13 protein-coding genes are annotated in these 16,351 nt (G+C 63.0%); 6 read left to right on the top strand and 7 right to left on the bottom strand.

Annotated features, from left to right (window positions below; translation table 11 throughout):
* Positions 1–92: 92 nt before the first annotated feature.
* Positions 93–1,706 carry a diguanylate cyclase domain-containing protein gene (locus R2R70_RS08270; protein WP_410977786.1) on the bottom strand — a complete coding sequence of 538 codons (1,614 nt, stop codon included), beginning with the start codon at positions 1,704–1,706 and terminating at the stop codon, positions 93–95.
* 810 nt (positions 1,707–2,516) lie between these two features.
* Positions 2,517–4,094: a helicase HerA-like domain-containing protein gene (locus R2R70_RS08265; RefSeq protein ID WP_410977785.1), complete on the bottom strand. Its 1,578-nt coding sequence runs from the start codon at positions 4,092–4,094 to the stop codon at positions 2,517–2,519.
* Positions 4,095–4,741: 647 nt separating this feature from the next.
* Between R2R70_RS08265 and R2R70_RS08260 the strand changes: the two genes are divergently transcribed.
* The gene (locus R2R70_RS08260) at positions 4,742–5,101 is read left to right on the top strand and encodes a hypothetical protein (RefSeq protein WP_054555534.1); all 360 of its coding nucleotides are present in this window, start codon (positions 4,742–4,744) and stop codon (positions 5,099–5,101) included.
* A 225-nt stretch (positions 5,102–5,326) separates the two neighbouring features.
* On the opposite strand, the gene nudE is transcribed toward R2R70_RS08260, so the two are convergent.
* Positions 5,327–5,923, bottom strand: a complete 597-nt coding sequence (gene nudE, locus R2R70_RS08255) for an ADP compounds hydrolase NudE (protein ID WP_410977883.1) — start codon at positions 5,921–5,923, stop codon at positions 5,327–5,329.
* Positions 5,924–6,124: 201 nt separating this feature from the next.
* Between nudE and yrfG the strand changes: the two genes are divergently transcribed.
* From yrfG to R2R70_RS08235, 4 genes are all read left to right on the top strand, one after another.
* Positions 6,125–6,835 carry a GMP/IMP nucleotidase gene (yrfG, locus tag R2R70_RS08250; protein WP_410977784.1) on the top strand — a complete coding sequence of 237 codons (711 nt, stop codon included), beginning with the start codon at positions 6,125–6,127 and terminating at the stop codon, positions 6,833–6,835.
* Positions 6,832–7,224 carry an RNA-binding S4 domain-containing protein gene (locus R2R70_RS08245; RefSeq protein WP_043331366.1) on the top strand — a complete coding sequence of 131 codons (393 nt, stop codon included), beginning with the start codon at positions 6,832–6,834 and terminating at the stop codon, positions 7,222–7,224. Before yrfG ends, R2R70_RS08245 begins: the two co-directional genes overlap by 4 nt.
* A gap of 154 nt (positions 7,225–7,378) precedes the next feature.
* A complete protein-coding gene (gene hslO, locus R2R70_RS08240) occupies positions 7,379–8,293 on the top strand; it encodes an Hsp33 family molecular chaperone HslO (protein ID WP_052384283.1) in 915 nt (304 codons plus the stop codon).
* A 309-nt stretch (positions 8,294–8,602) separates the two neighbouring features.
* On the top strand, positions 8,603–10,162 hold the full coding sequence (locus tag R2R70_RS08235; RefSeq protein ID WP_410977783.1) for a phosphoenolpyruvate carboxykinase: 1,560 nt from the start codon (positions 8,603–8,605) through the stop codon (positions 10,160–10,162).
* Positions 10,163–10,303: 141 nt separating this feature from the next.
* Here the strand turns inward: R2R70_RS08235 and R2R70_RS08230 are convergent, their stop codons facing one another.
* Positions 10,304–11,146 carry a lytic transglycosylase domain-containing protein gene (locus R2R70_RS08230; protein WP_410977782.1) on the bottom strand — a complete coding sequence of 281 codons (843 nt, stop codon included), beginning with the start codon at positions 11,144–11,146 and terminating at the stop codon, positions 10,304–10,306.
* Positions 11,147–11,321: 175 nt separating this feature from the next.
* Entirely contained in the window at positions 11,322–13,052 is a 1,731-nt protein-coding gene (locus R2R70_RS08225) for a proline--tRNA ligase (RefSeq protein WP_284892837.1), read from the bottom strand.
* 265 nt (positions 13,053–13,317) lie between these two features.
* Between R2R70_RS08225 and R2R70_RS08220 the strand changes: the two genes are divergently transcribed.
* Entirely contained in the window at positions 13,318–14,751 is a 1,434-nt protein-coding gene (locus R2R70_RS08220; protein WP_410977781.1) for a hypothetical protein, read from the top strand.
* 44 nt (positions 14,752–14,795) lie between these two features.
* On the opposite strand, the gene R2R70_RS08215 is transcribed toward R2R70_RS08220, so the two are convergent.
* Both R2R70_RS08215 and R2R70_RS08210 read right to left on the bottom strand, forming a co-directional pair.
* Positions 14,796–15,248, bottom strand: a complete 453-nt coding sequence (locus tag R2R70_RS08215; RefSeq protein WP_410977780.1) for an STAS/SEC14 domain-containing protein — start codon at positions 15,246–15,248, stop codon at positions 14,796–14,798.
* A gap of 83 nt (positions 15,249–15,331) precedes the next feature.
* A complete protein-coding gene (locus tag R2R70_RS08210; RefSeq protein ID WP_054555529.1) occupies positions 15,332–16,159 on the bottom strand; it encodes a formate/nitrite transporter family protein in 828 nt (275 codons plus the stop codon).
* Positions 16,160–16,351 lie beyond the last annotated feature (192 nt).

Here is a 16,351-nt window from a genome sequence, read left to right as displayed (position 1 = left end):
CGACAACGGCCACCCTTCGGGGTGGCCGTTGTCGTTGATGGGGAGGTGCCTGAAGGGCATCCGCGGCAGGTCGTACACACGAAAGACCGCACTCAGGGCAGATCGGGCGAGGGGAAGCCGCTCGGGGCCTGGGGGCTTGCGAAGGTGTCGGTCGGGATGACCGGCTCAAGCTCCAGGAAGCGCACGCGATTGCGTCCCTGGCGTTTGGCCTTCTTGAGTGCGTGCTGGGCGCGTTCGCAGAGCTCGAGACGGTTGGCCAGCGTGAGCGTATCCGGCGCCGGGTGATAGCAGGTCAGCCCTATGCTGCAGGTGACCGGCCCGTCGAGACCATGCAGTTCTGCCGTGGCATGACGGACGCGCTCGGCGAGGATGATGGCGCCGCTGGAATCGGTCTGGCCCAGTACCGCGATCAGTGAGCCATCGTCGCGCTGACTGAGCAGGTCGCTCTTGCGTGTCGCGTTGCGCAGAATGGTGGAGACCTGCTGCAGTGCGCGGTCTCCTGCGGCGCGGCCGTACTGGCGATTGAAGTCGGTAAAGGCATCCACGTTGAGCAGCAGGATCGACAGTGGCTGCCCGTGGCGTGCACTGCGCGCGATCTCACCATCCAGCTGTTGCTCGAAGATCTCGGTGGGCAACAGCTTGTCCAGCACCGACGGCACGGCCGGGCCCGGGGGCGCCATGCTGGCCAGCTTGTGCCGCATGCGGGCCAGGCTCTCCTCGTGGGAGCGTCGCTCGCTGAGGTCCTGGTGCTGGCTGAGAATGACGCCGGAGTGGCTGTCGATCACATCCAGATGCAGCATGACTTCGATAATCTGCCCCTGTCTGCCCAGATAGCGATGCGGCTGCTCGAAGTGGGTGATCTCGCCGGCCTGCATGGCCAGAAGCACCTCCTGACAGGCCTGCATGTCAGCAGGGTGGGAGACATCCTCCAGCGCGCCACGCTGCAGTTCACCCCTCTCCGTCCCCAGCAGTTGGGCCAGCGCCGGATTGAGACGTGTCCAATGGCCATGGAAGTCCATGATCGCCATCGGGAGCTGGCAGCGCGAGAACAGCAGCTCCATCTCCTGGTAGGCGAGGCGCAGGTTGCTCAGTTCACTGGTCAGCCGCTTGCGCGCATTCTCGCGATCGATCAAGCCTCCCAGCAGGCTGGCCAGTGTCTCGACCAGTGCACGATCGCTGGCGCTGAAATCTGCCGCGCGCGGTGAGGTGTCGCCGAAGCAGACGGTGCCGGTCAGACGGCCTTCGGTCCACACCGGGGTGGCGATATAGCTCTGGAAGGGCATCGACTTGAGGGCCGGATGAGCCTCGAGTGCTGGCGTGGTCGCGATATTGGCGTAGGCGATGCAGCCAGCCTGCTCAACGACTTCATTGCAGAAGGTCTCGTTCAACGGTGCGATCGCGCCCTCGACCTTGTCGGGCGGCGGATTGACTGCCGCCATGATTTCATAGCGATTGGCCTCAGCGTGGCCGAGGATGCCGGTGGTCATCCCCAGCAGGCGGCAAGCGGTCACCAGGTACTCTCTGAGCTGTTCGCTGAAGGTTCCCGCAGGGGCGAGTGTCAGGGCAAACAACGCTTGCAGCTGGGCGGGTCCGAGATTCTCATTGAGGAAGACAGTCGCGGCGGCGGCTTGTGGCGAGAGCTCTGAGGTATCAACTGGACTCGAGTGCCCCGAAGAGGGTGGTCGCGCGGGCGGAGTAGGCAGCATGTGACATCCTTATCTTGCATGTTGCGGGGAGAGGGAATGACCAAAAAAGAGTATGGCGGTTGGGAGCGATGAACGGGCGTTTTGCCGGGGCAGGAAATCAACTGTTCATACACGTAAGACTGACGGGGCCTTTCGAGGTGCGACTGGATTGGAGACGCGCCAGGCCATGACTCTGGTGGTGGTACAAAAGAAACGGGGAGGCCGGTCGATGGCTGATCGACGGCCTCCCCGACAAGTTCTTTCTCTGCCCACCATGATGCGTCGTCATGCGTGGCAGAGTCTGTGTGCTGCTCGTCCTGTCATCCGTGTCCTGTGCCGTTTCACACCTGGTGTCACCGGTGGGGCAGGCAGGATCCCGCTGTCGTCATGCGTAACGTTGTTGGCTCAGGCGGCTTCTGCCAGCTGAGGTTCCGCTGTCGCTTCCATATCGATGGCTTCCAACGCCAGTTCGATCGAGAACCAGTTGTCGTTCAGCCACAATTCCAATGCTTCATTGCTCATGCACATCGTCAAGTCTCCCCGAGAGTAGTGGCAAGCGCGTGTGTGTCATGGTGTGCTGCCGGTAAGCAGCAAACATCAGTATGGCGTCTCCTTGCCGAGAGCGAATGAAGTTTGCGCGACGATATGATGTCAGCAGCCTCGGATAGCGAAAGCAGGACATCACCCATGGTCAAATGACCATGGGTGATGTCCTGCTTTTCGTGAAGGATGAGTCTCTCAGTCTCGAGAGCTTGCTTGCCGGGAAAAGCCTTTCCTTGCCAAGGAGCGCTTCAGGCTGTTGGCGTGGTATCAGACTGAAAGGTGCGAGCCTCAACGGCGAGTGAAGGAGCGCAGCAGACTGCGAATCAGCGTCCGTCCCAGTTGCGATCCCAGGGCGCGCATCACGGACTTGAGCAGGGTCTCCATGACGCCCTGACGCTGCCTGCCGCCTGTGCGCGGGGCGCTTTCGGCCACCGGACTTGTTTGCTCGGTGTCGCGGCGGGCGGCGCTGGCAGCGGCTTGAGCGCTTCCATCAGGTTCTGCGGTAGACGGCGTGGTGTCAGGCGTTGTCGCTGGTGTCTCCTCCGGCCGAACCTGGGCCGTCGCCGAGCTCGTCAGTTGCGCCTCGAGACGCTCGTGAGCCGATTCACGGTCTATCACTTCATCGTAGCGACCGGCCAGTGATGAGCTTGCCAGCAGCGCTGTGCGCTCGCTGTCACTCAACGGGCCGATCCGCCCCCGCGGCGGCGCGATCAAGGTGCGCTCCACCTGGGTGGGCGTGCCCTTGCTGTCGAGCACCGAGACCAGTGCCTCGCCCACGCCCAGCTCCGTGATCACCTGAGCCGTATCGAGGGCCGGATTGGGGCGGAAGGTCTCGGCAGCGGTCTTGACGGCCTTCTGGTCGCGTGGAGTGAAGGCGCGCAGGGCATGCTGGATCCGGTTGCCCAGCTGGCCGAGTACGTCATCGGGGATGTCGGCGGGGGATTGGGTCACGAAGTAGACGCCGACCCCCTTGGAGCGAATCAGGCGCACCGTCTGCTCGAGGCGCTCAAGCAATGCCTTGGGAGCGGCATCGAACAGTAGGTGGGCCTCGTCGAAGAAGAACACCAGCACCGGGCGATCGGCATCGCCGCGTTCGGGGAGGGTGCGAAAGAGCGTCGACAGGAACCACAGCAGGAAGGTGGTATAGAGGCGTGGACTCTGCATCAACTCACGCCCATCGAGCAGATTGATGAAGCCGCGTGTCTGGTCTCCCTCGCCCGTGGTCGCCAGCATGTCATTGATGTCGAGCGCCGGTTCGGCGAAGAAGCGCTCGCCGCCCTGGGTGGCCAGCACATGCACTCGGCGCAGCATGGCGCCGAGGCTCTGGGGGCTGACACTGCCATAGCGCTCCTCGAAGCCCTCGCGTTCACGCTCGATATGCTTGAGCAGGCTGATCAGGTCCTTGAGGTCGATCAGCTCCAGCCCTTCACGCTCGGCATGATCGAAGGCCAGGTGCATCAGGCCACTCTGGGTGTCGTTCAATTCCAGCAGGGTCGACATCAGCTCAGGCCCCATGGAAGCCACGCTGGCGCGCACTGCATGCCCGCTCTTGCCGAACAGATCCCACAGCCTGACGGGCGCGGCCTGAGGCTGCCAGTCATTGATGCCGAGGCTGGCGAGACGTTCATCGACGCGCGGATGCGGGGCACCCGCCGCGGCGATACCGGAGAGGTCACCCTTGACGTCGGCGGTGAACACCGGCACTCCCATGCGCGAAAACTCTTCAGCCAGCACCTGCAACGTGACGGTCTTGCCGGTACCTGTCGCACCGGCGACCAGGCCGTGTCGATTGGCCAGTGCCCCGGCTAGCGTGATGTGGCCCTTGGGTCCCTGTCCTGCGAGTCCCCCGATCAGCACGTCTGGCATGTGAGTCTCCTGTCATTCAGGTGATGGCGGTGCTTGCAGAGGGAGGTGTGGCGACCACTGCCGATGACCGCAGAGATGGGCGATGTCGTGGAGTCATAGGGTTACAAAATGTTTCGTTGAGTAAAATACTGCAAGCCATCTTGCGCCACTTGACGCATGGCGTCAGGCAACCGACGCGCGGCAAGCCGCCTGATGAGCGGCCAGCAGTCCATATGGGCGCTAATTAAACGCGAGCCGATATCTCACTCTTGTATAGGAAATCTGGAAGAAAGATATTTTTCTTTCCCTTCTCTGCTTGAAAGTCTGGCCCTGTAGTTCCATATCTTTAGGCATCAGGGCGCATGTGACGCAACACGCCTCGGCAGATTGGCGCTTTCGTCAAGAATGACACCAGCAGGTTCGGGTACAACTCTGGTGACGTTTTTTGAAGAATGCTCCGACAAGCAGCCGACGCGCTAGAGAGTGTTTGAGACATGCGCCGCAAAGATTTGACGCAGTACCACAAGACGTCGTTGAGATAGTTAGGAGCGTCTTGTGGAGCCTGGAACTCGAGACATCCAGTCTCGGGGCTCTTGAAGGCTTACCGGCAACGGCCGAGCGAATCATCTGCTCGTCTCTTGCAACAGACCGCTACTGGAGGATGGATCATGAAGAAGCTGACTGCTGCACTTTTCGCGACTGCCCTGGCACTGCCGACCACTGCTGCCTTTGCCGAGCACCACGAATCCAGCAACACCGGTTCCGCCAACACTGGCGCCCACTCCACCAAGGTAGAGGGCGGTACTGCTGCGGGTCATGAAGATGGCAAGGTGCATGACGACGCCGAACGCAACACCGAGAGTGGTTCTGCCAACACCAAGAAGGATTCCATGATGGTGGAAGGTGGCACGGCCCAGTCCGAGTCCGCCAAGCACGGCAAGGTCATGGACAAGGGCGAAGACCATATGGGCGTCAGCCCGGAATCCGGTTCGTCCAACACCGCTGATGGCAGCATGAAGACCGAATAAACGTGTCTTGATGGTCTGGTCTCAGGCCAGACCCGCAATGGATCTTGCGGTGCCTGAACGAGTCGCCAGCACGACCCGCTTGAGCGCATCGCGAGTGAAACGACAAGCCTCCGCCATTGGCGGGGGCTTGTCGTCGTATGGGAGCACGTAAAGCAGGGGGGTGAGGGGCAGGGAAGAGGTGGCTGGCCCCTCAGGTGCTTGTCATCGTTGCTTGCCACCAAGCCCCTACCACCAGCGAGGGCTGTAGGTATCTTCCCCGGCCAGCAGGCGTTCGCGGGCCATGAACAGCGCCGCGATCGCGCGCGCCTCGTGGAAGTCCTCACGCGCCAGCAGCGCCGGCAGTTCGTCGAGGCGGTGGCGCTCGACGACCAGCGGTTCCGGTTCATCGCCCGGCAGGCGCTTTTCGAACAGATCGCGCGCCAGCATCACGTTCATGCGGTGATCCATGTAGTTGGGCGCCAGGCTCAGCTCGGCCAGTGGCTCGATGTTGTGCGCGCCATAGCCGCATTCTTCCATCAATTCGCGATTGGCGGCGGTCACCGGGTCCTCGCCCGGGTCGATCAGTCCCTTGGGCAGGGTCAGCACATATTGCTCAGGGCCAGCGGCATATTCGCGGATCAGCAGCACGTGGTCGGGGTCGGGCATGGCGACGATCATCACCGCGCCGTGACCGCCGCTCTTGAGGCGCTCGAAGCTGCGGGTGGCGCCATTGGAGAAGGTCAATTCCAGCGCTTCGACGGCGAACAGGCGCGAGCGCGCGACCTCGCGGCGTGAGTCGATCCGCGGCGGCGTCAGCGTGTGGCTGGCGTCTGAATGATTCATGGTCGGGTGAACGGTATCTGGCGCATCATCCATCGCAAGTCCTCGCGAGGCAGTATGAGAAGAGAGAACACTGTCGCTCATCGTGGCAGGCCGCCGCGAGCGGGGCAATCACAAGCCGCCATCGCCCCTCGTTGCACATGCGCGCCCGTGGGCCATGCTTTACACTATGAGGCCAAATTTCCCTCTGGCTGACAGAATCCGATGCTTGACTGGAACACTATCGACACCGTGCTGTTGGACATGGACGGCACTCTGCTTGACCTTCACTTCGACAGCCACTTCTGGCTCGAACACCTGCCCAGGCGCTATTGCGAGCTGCACCGCCTCGATGAGGCGCTGCAGGCCGATCTCAAGGTGCGCATCATCAGCGAGTCCGGCACGCTCAACTGGTACAGCCTCGATTACTGGAGCCGTGAGCTCGAGCTCGACGTCATCGCCCTGAAGCGTGAAGTGCAGCATCTGATCGGCTATCGCCATGAGGCCGAGGACTTCCTCGCCTGGCTGCGCGATCAGCCGCAACGCGTGGTGCTGGCGACCAACGCCGACCGTCATGGCATCGATCTCAAGTTCGCGCTGACCGGCATGGGCGACTACTTCGACGCCGTGGTGTCATCCGCGGATCTGGGCCACGCCAAGGAAGAGCAGGCCTTCTGGCACAAGCTCAACGAGATCGAGCCTTTCGATCCGGCGCGTACCCTGTTCATCGATGACAATCCGCAGGTGCTGGAAAGTGCCCACACCTATGGCATTGCCCATCTGCTGGGCGTGCGTCAGCCGGACTCGAAGCGCCCTGCGCGTGATTTCGAGCGTGTGCACGGCCTGGACGGCTTTGCAGTGCTGACCGAGGGCGCGGGCCCCGAGGTGGCCAATGCCGGAGTCTCGAGCGACGGGGAGGGCAAGGAGGCGTCATGAGCGATCAGGTACGTATCGACAAGTGGTTGTGGGCGGCGCGCTTCTTCAAGACGCGTGGCATGGCCAAGAAAGCCATCGAAGGCGGCAAGATCCAGTACAACGGCGGCAAGGTGAAAACCTCCAAGACCGTCGAGGTCGGCGCCGTGATCGAGGTGCCGCAGGGCTGGGATCGCCTCGTCGTCGAGGTGCTGGCCCTCAGCGACCAGCGCCGTGGCGCCCCGGAGGCCCAGAAGCTCTATCAGGAGACGCAGGAGTCCCGCGAGCGCCGTGAGCGTGAGGCCGAGACGCGTCGCCTCGGCAATCAGGGCATGACGCCGCCTCCCGGCCGTCCTGACAAGAAACAGCGTCGCAACATCCATCGCTTCCAGCGCCAGGATGCCGATAGCTGAGCCAGCGCGAGTCACCGCCGGGTGCCTTGGCACCGACCGGCACAATTTCCATACCGATGTGTGTCAGCACATCGTTGTTGGCGGCCTGATACGGGAGCGCTTGTGCGCTCTCCCTTCACGCCTGCCTTGAGGTCCCTCAATGAGCGAACACGACATGCAAGATTCCCATTCCACTGACGATGCGGCCGCGCCGAGCTTCGATCAGATCCAGCGCTTCCTGTTCGATGCCACCAACGTGCGTGGCGAGATCGTCACACTCGACAAGGCCTACGCCGAGGTGCTCGATCGTCACTCTTACCCGCAGGCCATCTCGCGCCAGCTGGGCGAGATGCTGGCGGCCGTGGCGCTGCTGACCGAGACCATCAAGCTCGATGGCACCATGACGCTGGAAGTGCGCGGTACCGGTATCGTGCGCCAGCTGATGGCCGAGTCGAACCCCGGCGGTGAGCTGCGCGCCATCGCACGCCTCAGCGATGAAGCGGTGTTGCCGACGGAAGAGTCCAGCCTTCAGGAGCTGGTCGGCCAGGGGCAGATCGTGATCACCCTCGACCCGCGTGAAGGCAAGCGCTATCAGGGCATCGTGGCCATCGATCAGGACAGCCTCGCCGGCTGCCTGGAGAGCTACTTCAGCCAGTCAGAGCAGCTGCCGACCCGCCTGTGGCTGATGGCCGATGGCAAGCGCACCGGCGGCGTGATGCTGCAGCAGCTGCCCAACGATGACGCCAACAAGGACCCGGATGCCTGGGAGCGCGTCGTGCATCTGGCCGAGACCCTCAAGGCCGAGGAGCTGCTGACGCTGGACCAGCAGGAAGTGCTGCATCGTCTCTATCACGAAGAAACCGTGCGCATCTATGAGCCCAAGGCGCTGCGCTTCGGCTGCACCTGTTCGCGCGAGCGTCTGGGCGCTGCCCTGCACAGCATCGCCGCCGACGAGCTGCGTCAGATCGTCGCCGAGCAGGGCGAGCTGGCCACCCAGTGTCACTTCTGCCATACCCGCTATTCCTTCAGTGCCGCGGAAGTGGAAGCGATCATCGAAGATCCTGACGCCGAAAGCCCCGTCGTGCATTGAGCATTTCCCGACGCGCCGGCGGCTGGCCACGGGGATGATGATTGTCTGACATATCGTCGTCCGTCAGGCGACGGCGACTGCGCCAAAGTGTTGCAACAATGGGCGTTTCCGCCCGACACCCTTTTTGCCATAATGCCTTGCCAGCACAGGGCCGGATGCCCTGTGCTGGTGGTATCGACGGTGTCATGGCATGCCGTCATGCGCGATCGGGCAGCAACGATCGATCACAAAATAAGCCTGTGGCATGTACCTCGGGCATCTGGCTTCAGCCATCAAGAGAGAGGGCGGCCCTGAGCCGCGGAGACGCGAATGAGCAAGCATCAAGACAGTGCGGTGACCACTCACACCAATCTCAGCAGCGCAGAGCTGATCGAGCTGGCAGTGGCTCGCGGCGAAGGACGTCTGGCCGACAACGGCGCGCTGGTCGTGGAGACGGGCGCCCGTAGTGGACGCTCCCCGAACGACCGTTTCATCGTCGACGAGCCGTCCACCTCGGACGCCATCGACTGGGGCAGCGTCAATCGCCCGTTCAGCCCGGAGCGTTTCGACGCCCTGTGGGAGCGCGTCGAGGACTACCTCGGCGAGCGCGACAGCTTCGTCTCCGAGCTGCATGTCGGCGCTGACCTCGAGCACTACCTGCCGATCCGCGTGACCACCGAGACGGCCTGGCACAACCTGTTCGCGCGTACCATGTTCGTGCGTCCGGACAGCTTCAATGCCAAGGACAAGAGCGAGTGGACCATCCTCAACGCGCCGCACTTCACCTGCGAGCCACAGCGTGATGGCACCAACTCCGACGGCGTCGTGCTGATCAACTTCGCGCGTCGTCGCGTCCTGCTGGCGGGCATGCGTTACGCCGGTGAGATGAAGAAGGCCATGTTCTCGGTGCAGAACTTCCTGCTGCCGGAAAAGGACGTGCTGCCGATGCACTGCTCCGCCAACGTCGGTGACGACGGCGAGACCACGCTGTTCTTCGGCCTGTCCGGCACCGGCAAGACCACCCTGTCCGCCGACCCGGCACGTTACCTGATCGGTGACGACGAGCATGGCTGGGGCGAAGGCACCGTCTTCAACATCGAAGGCGGCTGCTACGCCAAGTGCATCGACCTTTCCGAGAAGAACGAGCCGGTGATCTGGAGCGCGATCAAGTTCGGTGCCGTGCTGGAAAACGTGGTGCTGGATGATCGTCGTGGCGCGGATTACGGTGATGACCGTCTGAGCCAGAACTCGCGTGCCGCCTACCCGCTGGAGCACATCGAGAAGCGCGTGCCGGAAAACCGTGCCGGCGAGCCGAATGCCATCGTCTTCCTGACCTGCGACATGTCCGGCGTGCTGCCGCCGGTGTCCGTGCTCAGCAAGCAGGCCGCTGCCTACCACTTCCTGTCCGGCTACACCGCCAAGGTCGGCTCCACCGAGATGGGCTCCACCGCCGGTCTCGAAGCCACCTTCTCCACCTGCTTCGGCGCGCCGTTCTTCCCGCGTCCGGCACGTGAATACGCCGACCTGCTGATCAAGCGCATCGATGCCTTCGGCTCACGCGTCTACCTGGTCAACACCGGCTGGACCGGTGGCTCCTACGGTGAGGGCGGCTCACGCTTCTCCATCCCGACCACGCGCGGCATCATCAGCGCGATCCAGAACGGTGCGCTGGCGGACATCGAGACGCGTCATATCGACGTGCTCAACCTGGATGTGCCGGTACGCGTGCCGGGCGTCGATTCCAGCCTGCTCGACCCGCGTGAGACCTGGGAAGACCGCGCTGCCTACGACAGCAAGGCGCGTGACCTGTCAGCCAAGTTCGTCGAGAACTTCAAGAAGTTCGCCGGCGTGGATGAGGCGATCATCGCGGCAGGCCCGACACTGGTCTGACGATCAGCGGGATTGATCGCAAGCGGTAAGCAAAAAGCCTCGCCCGGTGTTCCGGGCGAGGCTTTTTCGTGTCTGCTGCTTTTCTCGTCAACAGCTGCTGTCATCACCTGCTGTCGGGCCTGTCAGGCGCTGTCGGGCGTGTCAGGGGCTGCCGCCGGCGGCCAGCGAGCGGTTGGCAGGGCCGTCGAAAGTATCCTCGGCGGCGAGCGGTTCCTGGCCGGGCTCAGTGCTGCTGGTCTCGGCGCGTCGTGACGCGTCTTCGTCGGCGGTGTCGACAAGGCCTTCGGGCGAGCGTTCGGCGACGAAGGGCGCCGGCGCCTGATACCACCAGCGGGTGGTCCAGGCGCGCATCACTCGCTCCGGGTACCAGGTCTTGCCGAGGCTGCCGTTGTAGCGTGCCAGCGCATCGGTGATGTCGCCTTTCTCGCGTTTGAGATAGTGGGCAAGGATGGTCGCGCCGTAACGCAGGCTGGTGTCCTGATCTAGCAGGTTGTCGTCGGGCTCGCCGATCTCACGCTTCCAGAACGGCATGACCTGCATCAGGCCGCGGGCACCTGCGTGGGAGACCGCGGTGGGTTTGAAGGCGCTCTCGACCTGGATGACGGACAGGATCAACTCCGGTGCCAGGCCTGTGCGCGTCGCTTCGCGGCGCACCTTGCGCAGCAGGTCGATGCGCGCGGCACGGTCGGGCATGTAGCGCTCCAGACGCTGCTGCATGCTCAATACCCAATGCAGGGCATCGATGGGGTCCTCGAAGGCCTCGGGCTCGGCCAAGGCCTCGCGCAGGCTGTCACGCAGCCCCGGCGACAGCCCATGCTCGGGGATCGCGGCGGCGGCCTGCACCGGGGGGCTTGTCAGTCCGGTAGACGCGGCGCTCAACGTCAGCAGGACAGCGGCCAGCCACGGGCGCAGGCGGCGGTGTGGGGTGTCGCCTGCAGCGCCTTTTACGGGCGGCGCTGAAGGGCAAATCGATGAGATGGTCATGCGCAGTCCCTGCGTATCAGTCATGGCGCCATTATGCCGTTACCGCGGCGTTGACGGTAATGGGATGTTCAAGGAAGGCACATAACGAGACAGCCCGCCCCTCGAGAAGAGGAGCGGGCTGTCTTGGGTGCTGCGATAGCGTCAGCCGGGAGCGAGTGGCTCAGGCTGCTCGAGTTCAGCTCGCGCTGCGCTCGGCCAGGAAGTCCAGCAGGCTGTCGACGGCGATCATGGTCGCTTCGGCGTCGGTGCGACCCTTGTACTCGTACTCGCCATTGTCGAGACCGCGATCACCGATCACCAGGCGATGCGGAATGCCCAGCAGCTCGCCGTCGGCGAACTTGTTGCCCGGGCGCAGATCACGATCATCCAGCAGCACGTCGTAACCGGCGGCGGTCAGCTCCTGATAGACGCGCTCGGCGGTCTCGCTGACGCGCACGGACTTGTGGGCGTTCATCGGCACGATGGCGACCTGGAAGGGCGCGATGGCTTCCGGCAGCACGATGCCGCCCTTGTCGTTGCCCTGCTCGATGGCAGCGGCGACCACGCGGGTCACGCCGATGCCGTAGCAGCCCATGGACAGCGGCTGTGCCTTGCCGTTCTCGTCGAGCACGGTGGCGTTCATGGCTTCGGAGTACTTGGTGCCGAGCTGGAAGATGTGACCCACCTCGATACCGCGTGCGATGTCGATCACGCCCTGGCCGTCCGGTGACGGATCACCGGCGACGACGTTGCGGATATCGGCGATTTCCGGCAGCGGCAGATCGCGCTCCCAGTTGAGGCCGAAGTGGTGCTTGCCTTCGATGTTGGCACCGGCACCGAAATCGCTCATCAGCGCGACGCTGCGGTCGATGATGATCGGCATCTCGAGACCGACCGGACCGAGGGAGCCGAAACCGGCACCGACGGCGGCGCGCACTTCCTCGTCGCTGGCCATGGTCAGCGGCTCGGCGACCTGCGGCAGGTGCTCGGCCTTGATCTCGTTCAGCTCGTGGTCGCCGCGCACCATCAGCGCGATCAGACCACCTTCGACGCCTTCGGCCGCCTTGACGATCAGCGTCTTGACGGTCTTCTTGATGTCCAGACCGTGCTGTTCGACCAGTGCGGCGATGGTCTTGGCGTTCGGCGTGTCGACCAGCTGCATCTCCTGGGTCGGTGCCGCGCGCTCAGGCGTCTCGCCCAGCGGTGCCGGCAGCGCTTCACACTTCTCGATGTTGGCGGCGAAGTCGGAGCCGGTGGAGAAGGCGATGGCGTCTTCACCGGAGGCGGCCAGCACGTGGAATTCGTGGGAGCCGGTGCCACCGATGGAGCCGTTGTCGGCGATGACGGGACGGAAGTCGAGACCCAGGCGCGTGAAGATGCGCACGTAGGTGTCGTACATCACCTGATAGGTCTCTTTCAGGGATTCTTCGCCCAGATGGAAGGAGTAACCATCCTTCATCACGAACTCGCGTGAGCGCATCACACCGAAGCGCGGACGAATCTCGTCGCGGAACTTGGTCTGGACCTGGTAGAAGTTGGCCGGCAGCTGCTTGTAGCTGTTCAGCTCACGACGCGCGAGGTCGGTGATGACTTCCTCGTGGGTCGGGCCGACACAGTAGTCGCGCTGGTGACGGTCAACGACGCGCAGCAGCTCGGGGCCGTACTGCTCCCAGCGACCGGACTCCTGCCACAGCTCGGCTGGCTGCACGGCTGGCATCAGCAGTTCCTGGGCACCGGAGCGGTCCATCTCTTCACGCACGATGCGCTCGACCTTGCGCAGCGTGCGCAGGCCCAGTGGCATCCAGGTGTAGAGGCCGGAGGTCAGGCGACGGATGAAACCGGCCCGCAGCATCAGCTGGTGGCTGACGACTTCGGCGTCGGACGGGGTTTCCTTGAGAGTGGAAATCAGCAGTTGACTGGCACGCATGGGCTCAGCGATCCCTCGACTTGTCGCTTTGATCGGTACGCTTCGCAGTCGCGAAGCATGAACAGGCAGGTCTTCGGCACGCCTTTTACAGGCGTATCAACGAAGCAGACTGAGCGCATTGTACTGCCGCGAGCCTTGGAGGGGCAAAGTGCATGGCCAGACTGGAAAAATCCGCGCCGGCCTGCCGATACTGGTGACACGGGATTTCTCTTTGGAGAGGGCCGTGAACGGCTTTCTCTGGGAGGTCTGACAAGGAGACAAGGATATGTCGTCACTCGATCAGCGCATGGGATACGCGCGCGCCAGACATCGCTGGCCCTTGAAGGTGGGGCTTGTGTTGCTCGCACTTGGGGCGTGCCTGTGCGTTTCCCTGTGGCTGGTGAGTCTTTTCCTGCCGATCCCTTTCGTCGATGAAGGAGTGCATTTCGCGCAGATTCGCCAGTTTCTCGCCGGTGACTGGAGTCAGCACCCCAAGCTGACCACCCTGACCCTGTATCACGCCACCATGGCGGTGGCGCTGATGACACTCCAGACGTTGGGGGAGTGGCTCAATCTTCCTCTCGCGGCTGACACCCTGGCCGGACGCTGGCCTGAGATGCCCTCGGTGAACTGGGTGCGGGGCCTGTCGCTGCTCGGCTTCAGTGTCATGGCGTGCATGGTCTGGCGGGCGCTGCCGAGCGTCTATCGGCGCCTGGACCCCATGCTCGATGAGAGAGGCGCCCAGCAACAGGCGAATCGCCAGAGCTGGCAGTGGCTATGGCTGCCGATCATCTTTCCCTATCTGGCGCTGGTGTATACCGACCCGTGGATCATCGTGCTGGTCGCGCTGCAGCTCGTTGCGCTGGTGCGTGAGCGGCGTCTGCTGTTGCTGGTGTTGATCCTGGCCGGTCTCGGCTTGCGACAGGACAGCATCGTGCTGCTCGGGTTGTGGGGCGGTCTGTTGCTGTTCATGACGCATGCGCAGGCAGGGGCTCGGTCGCAGGCTGTCGGCATGGCGCCACCGCTGCGCTCGCCGCTGTGCCAGCTTTCTGTCTGGTGGGGGCTGATCGTGCGTTGGTGGTGGGTTGCCGTGATTCCGGTGGCCGCCTTCATCGGGTTTGTTCTCTGGAACGACGGCATTGCCATGGGCGATACCACCCGTCATCAGGCCGGTTGGCACGCCGGCAATCTCGGCTATTACCTGGGCGTGATCGGCGTGGTGTTTCTGCCGTTGTGGCTGGCCGACCTGCCGAGGCAGTGGCATCTGCTGTGGCGTCTGTGCACTCGGGGCACTTGGCCATGGCGGGGCATTCTGCTGCTGGGGGCGCTGGCGGGCGTGTGGGTCATGCTGGTGATGAGCTTTGAGGTGACGCATGACTACAATTTCCAGCGCTGGACGATCCGCAATACCTGGCTGTTATGGCTCAATGAGCACCCGGTGGGGCTGTGGGTCACCATGTTGCTGACCACCAGCATGGCGCTCTGGTGGCTGAGGGCACCGCTGCGGCTCGGCCATGGTGGTTTGCTGTTGGTGATGCTCGCCTTGATGATCTGCACGCGGGAGCTGATCGAGACGCGCTACATGCTGCCCTTGATCACGGTCTTCCAGCTGCTGCGCTGTACAGAGCGTCCGCAAGTGGAGCGCGCGATGACGCTCTGGGCGATGGCGATGGGGGCGCTACTGCTGGCGGGATTGGTGCTGACGCGCACCCTGCCATGAGGCGGTGGCAGGGCGCTTTGGAGGCTCATTCGATGGCGGGTGCTTCAGGCCTGTTGGTGTTTCGCCGCTGGGGTCTGGGCATCACGGCCGGCGGGGGCTTTATTGGCACCAGCACCGATGCCAGAGCCACCACGCGGTGGCTCGGCAACCCAGGCATAGGCAGCCTCGCGCTCGTCGGGCGAGAAGTGACGCACCTCGATGGAGCGCACCAGATGCTTGCTGAACTCGGTGACATGGCGCAGCCAGTCGGCCTTGCTGATGATGGCTTCGCGCTCGAAGTCTCCCAGGTGGCGCAGGGCATAGCCGATATCGTTGAGCAGGGCAGCGGGTGTGATCAGGCCAAAGCGCTCGATTTCCACCAGTAGCGAGATTCGCTCATGGCGCGCCAGGCGTTCGTCGCATTCCTTGATGATGGGAGTCAGAGCTGCCTGGTCGATACCGCCGTCCAGGTGCAATGCCACGACATGATCCGCGGGGCTCTTGAGCAATGTCAGCATGATGGGCTCCTGGCGGTTGATGTAGGGAGAGCGATATTCCATCACTCCGTACCAGTGTGGCTGCCTATCGCGATATCAGCCAGTCAGGCATTGCGCTGAGGTCGCAGGCCGTACCATAGCGGAAGGGCGACCAGCAGACTGCCGCCAAGCAGGTTGCCGATGCCGGCGGGAATGATGTTCCAGCGCATGGCATCCCACCAGCCGGGGCCAGCCCCTGTCGGCATGATCATCGAGAAATAGGCCATGTTGGCCGGGCTATGCTGGAAGTTGCCTGCCACGAACAGACTGACCGCCAGTACGATGGGCACGAACTTGTCGATGATGGTTCTGCCCATTACGGCCAGAAACGCTGCCATGCCGACCATCCAGTTGCCCAGCATTCCTGACAGCACCAATGAGAACCAGCCTTCGGCGCCACCCACCTGCTGATAGTGCATCTTCTTGGCCACCACGCTTTCCAGTAGTTGGTAGTGTTCCGCCGAATAGACTTGTGCCAGCGAGATGACCCAGCCTGTCAGCAGTGTGCCGATCAGATTGCCGACCCAGGCCAGTACCCAGAACTTGAGGCCGCGGCGCAGCATGTCGCCCCGCGAGCAGTTGAGCGCACTCACCGGCAGGATGACATTGGCCTCGGTGAACAGTGCCGCACCGGTCAGGATGACGAGAAAGAAGCCTACCGAGAAGCCGATACCTTGCAGCAGCAATTGCAATCCATGTGTCTCGACACCAGTGGAAAGCAGGATCGAGAACAGCGCCCCCATGGTGATGAAGGCACCACCCAAGGTCGCCAATACCAGTATTCGCGGCGCCGAGAGGGTGTGAATATGCTCGCATGTCTCGCGACAGATCTCCTGCGCCACATCACGTGATGCGATGAATTGGGCGGCAGGGTGGGGAGAGTCATTGGACATGGACATTTCCTGTTGATGGTCTGTGCAAGGGGCCGAGCACGTGTCAAGGACCGCGAATTCGGCCTTCAACAAGATATGGACATTGGGGGGATGGCACTGGTTTCAATCAAACTGGTTTGTTGGCTACAGGAAAACCCGGAGTGCGACTGTCAATGGGTTTTTTCCCTGCCGGGGCACAGCAATCAATACGGA

Source organism: Cobetia sp. SIMBA_158 (assembly GCF_046566945.1).
Lineage (GTDB): Bacteria > Pseudomonadota > Gammaproteobacteria > Pseudomonadales > Halomonadaceae > Cobetia > Cobetia amphilecti.
The sequence above is the reverse complement of the archived record's forward strand: the minus strand, read 5'-3'. Positions and strand labels throughout refer to the sequence as shown.

Bases quoted from the DNA above. Each gene is read 5' to 3' on its own strand.
- R2R70_RS08270 (WP_410977786.1), bottom strand. From the start codon at position 1,706: ATGCTGCCTACTCCGCCCGCGCGACCACCCTCTTCGGGGCACTCGAGT.
- R2R70_RS08265 (WP_410977785.1), bottom strand. From the start codon at position 4,094: ATGCCAGACGTGCTGATCGGGGGACTCGCAGGACAGGGACCCAAGGGC.
- R2R70_RS08260 (WP_054555534.1), top strand. From the start codon at position 4,742: ATGAAGAAGCTGACTGCTGCACTTTTCGCGACTGCCCTGGCACTGCCG.
- nudE (WP_410977883.1), bottom strand. From the start codon at position 5,923: ATGAATCATTCAGACGCCAGCCACACGCTGACGCCGCCGCGGATCGAC.
- yrfG (WP_410977784.1), top strand. From the start codon at position 6,125: ATGCTTGACTGGAACACTATCGACACCGTGCTGTTGGACATGGACGGC.
- R2R70_RS08245 (WP_043331366.1), top strand. From the start codon at position 6,832: ATGAGCGATCAGGTACGTATCGACAAGTGGTTGTGGGCGGCGCGCTTC.
- hslO (WP_052384283.1), top strand. From the start codon at position 7,379: ATGCAAGATTCCCATTCCACTGACGATGCGGCCGCGCCGAGCTTCGAT.
- R2R70_RS08235 (WP_410977783.1), top strand. From the start codon at position 8,603: ATGAGCAAGCATCAAGACAGTGCGGTGACCACTCACACCAATCTCAGC.
- R2R70_RS08230 (WP_410977782.1), bottom strand. From the start codon at position 11,146: ATGACCATCTCATCGATTTGCCCTTCAGCGCCGCCCGTAAAAGGCGCT.
- R2R70_RS08225 (WP_284892837.1), bottom strand. From the start codon at position 13,052: ATGCGTGCCAGTCAACTGCTGATTTCCACTCTCAAGGAAACCCCGTCC.
- R2R70_RS08220 (WP_410977781.1), top strand. From the start codon at position 13,318: ATGTCGTCACTCGATCAGCGCATGGGATACGCGCGCGCCAGACATCGC.
- R2R70_RS08215 (WP_410977780.1), bottom strand. From the start codon at position 15,248: ATGCTGACATTGCTCAAGAGCCCCGCGGATCATGTCGTGGCATTGCAC.
- R2R70_RS08210 (WP_054555529.1), bottom strand. From the start codon at position 16,159: ATGTCCAATGACTCTCCCCACCCTGCCGCCCAATTCATCGCATCACGT.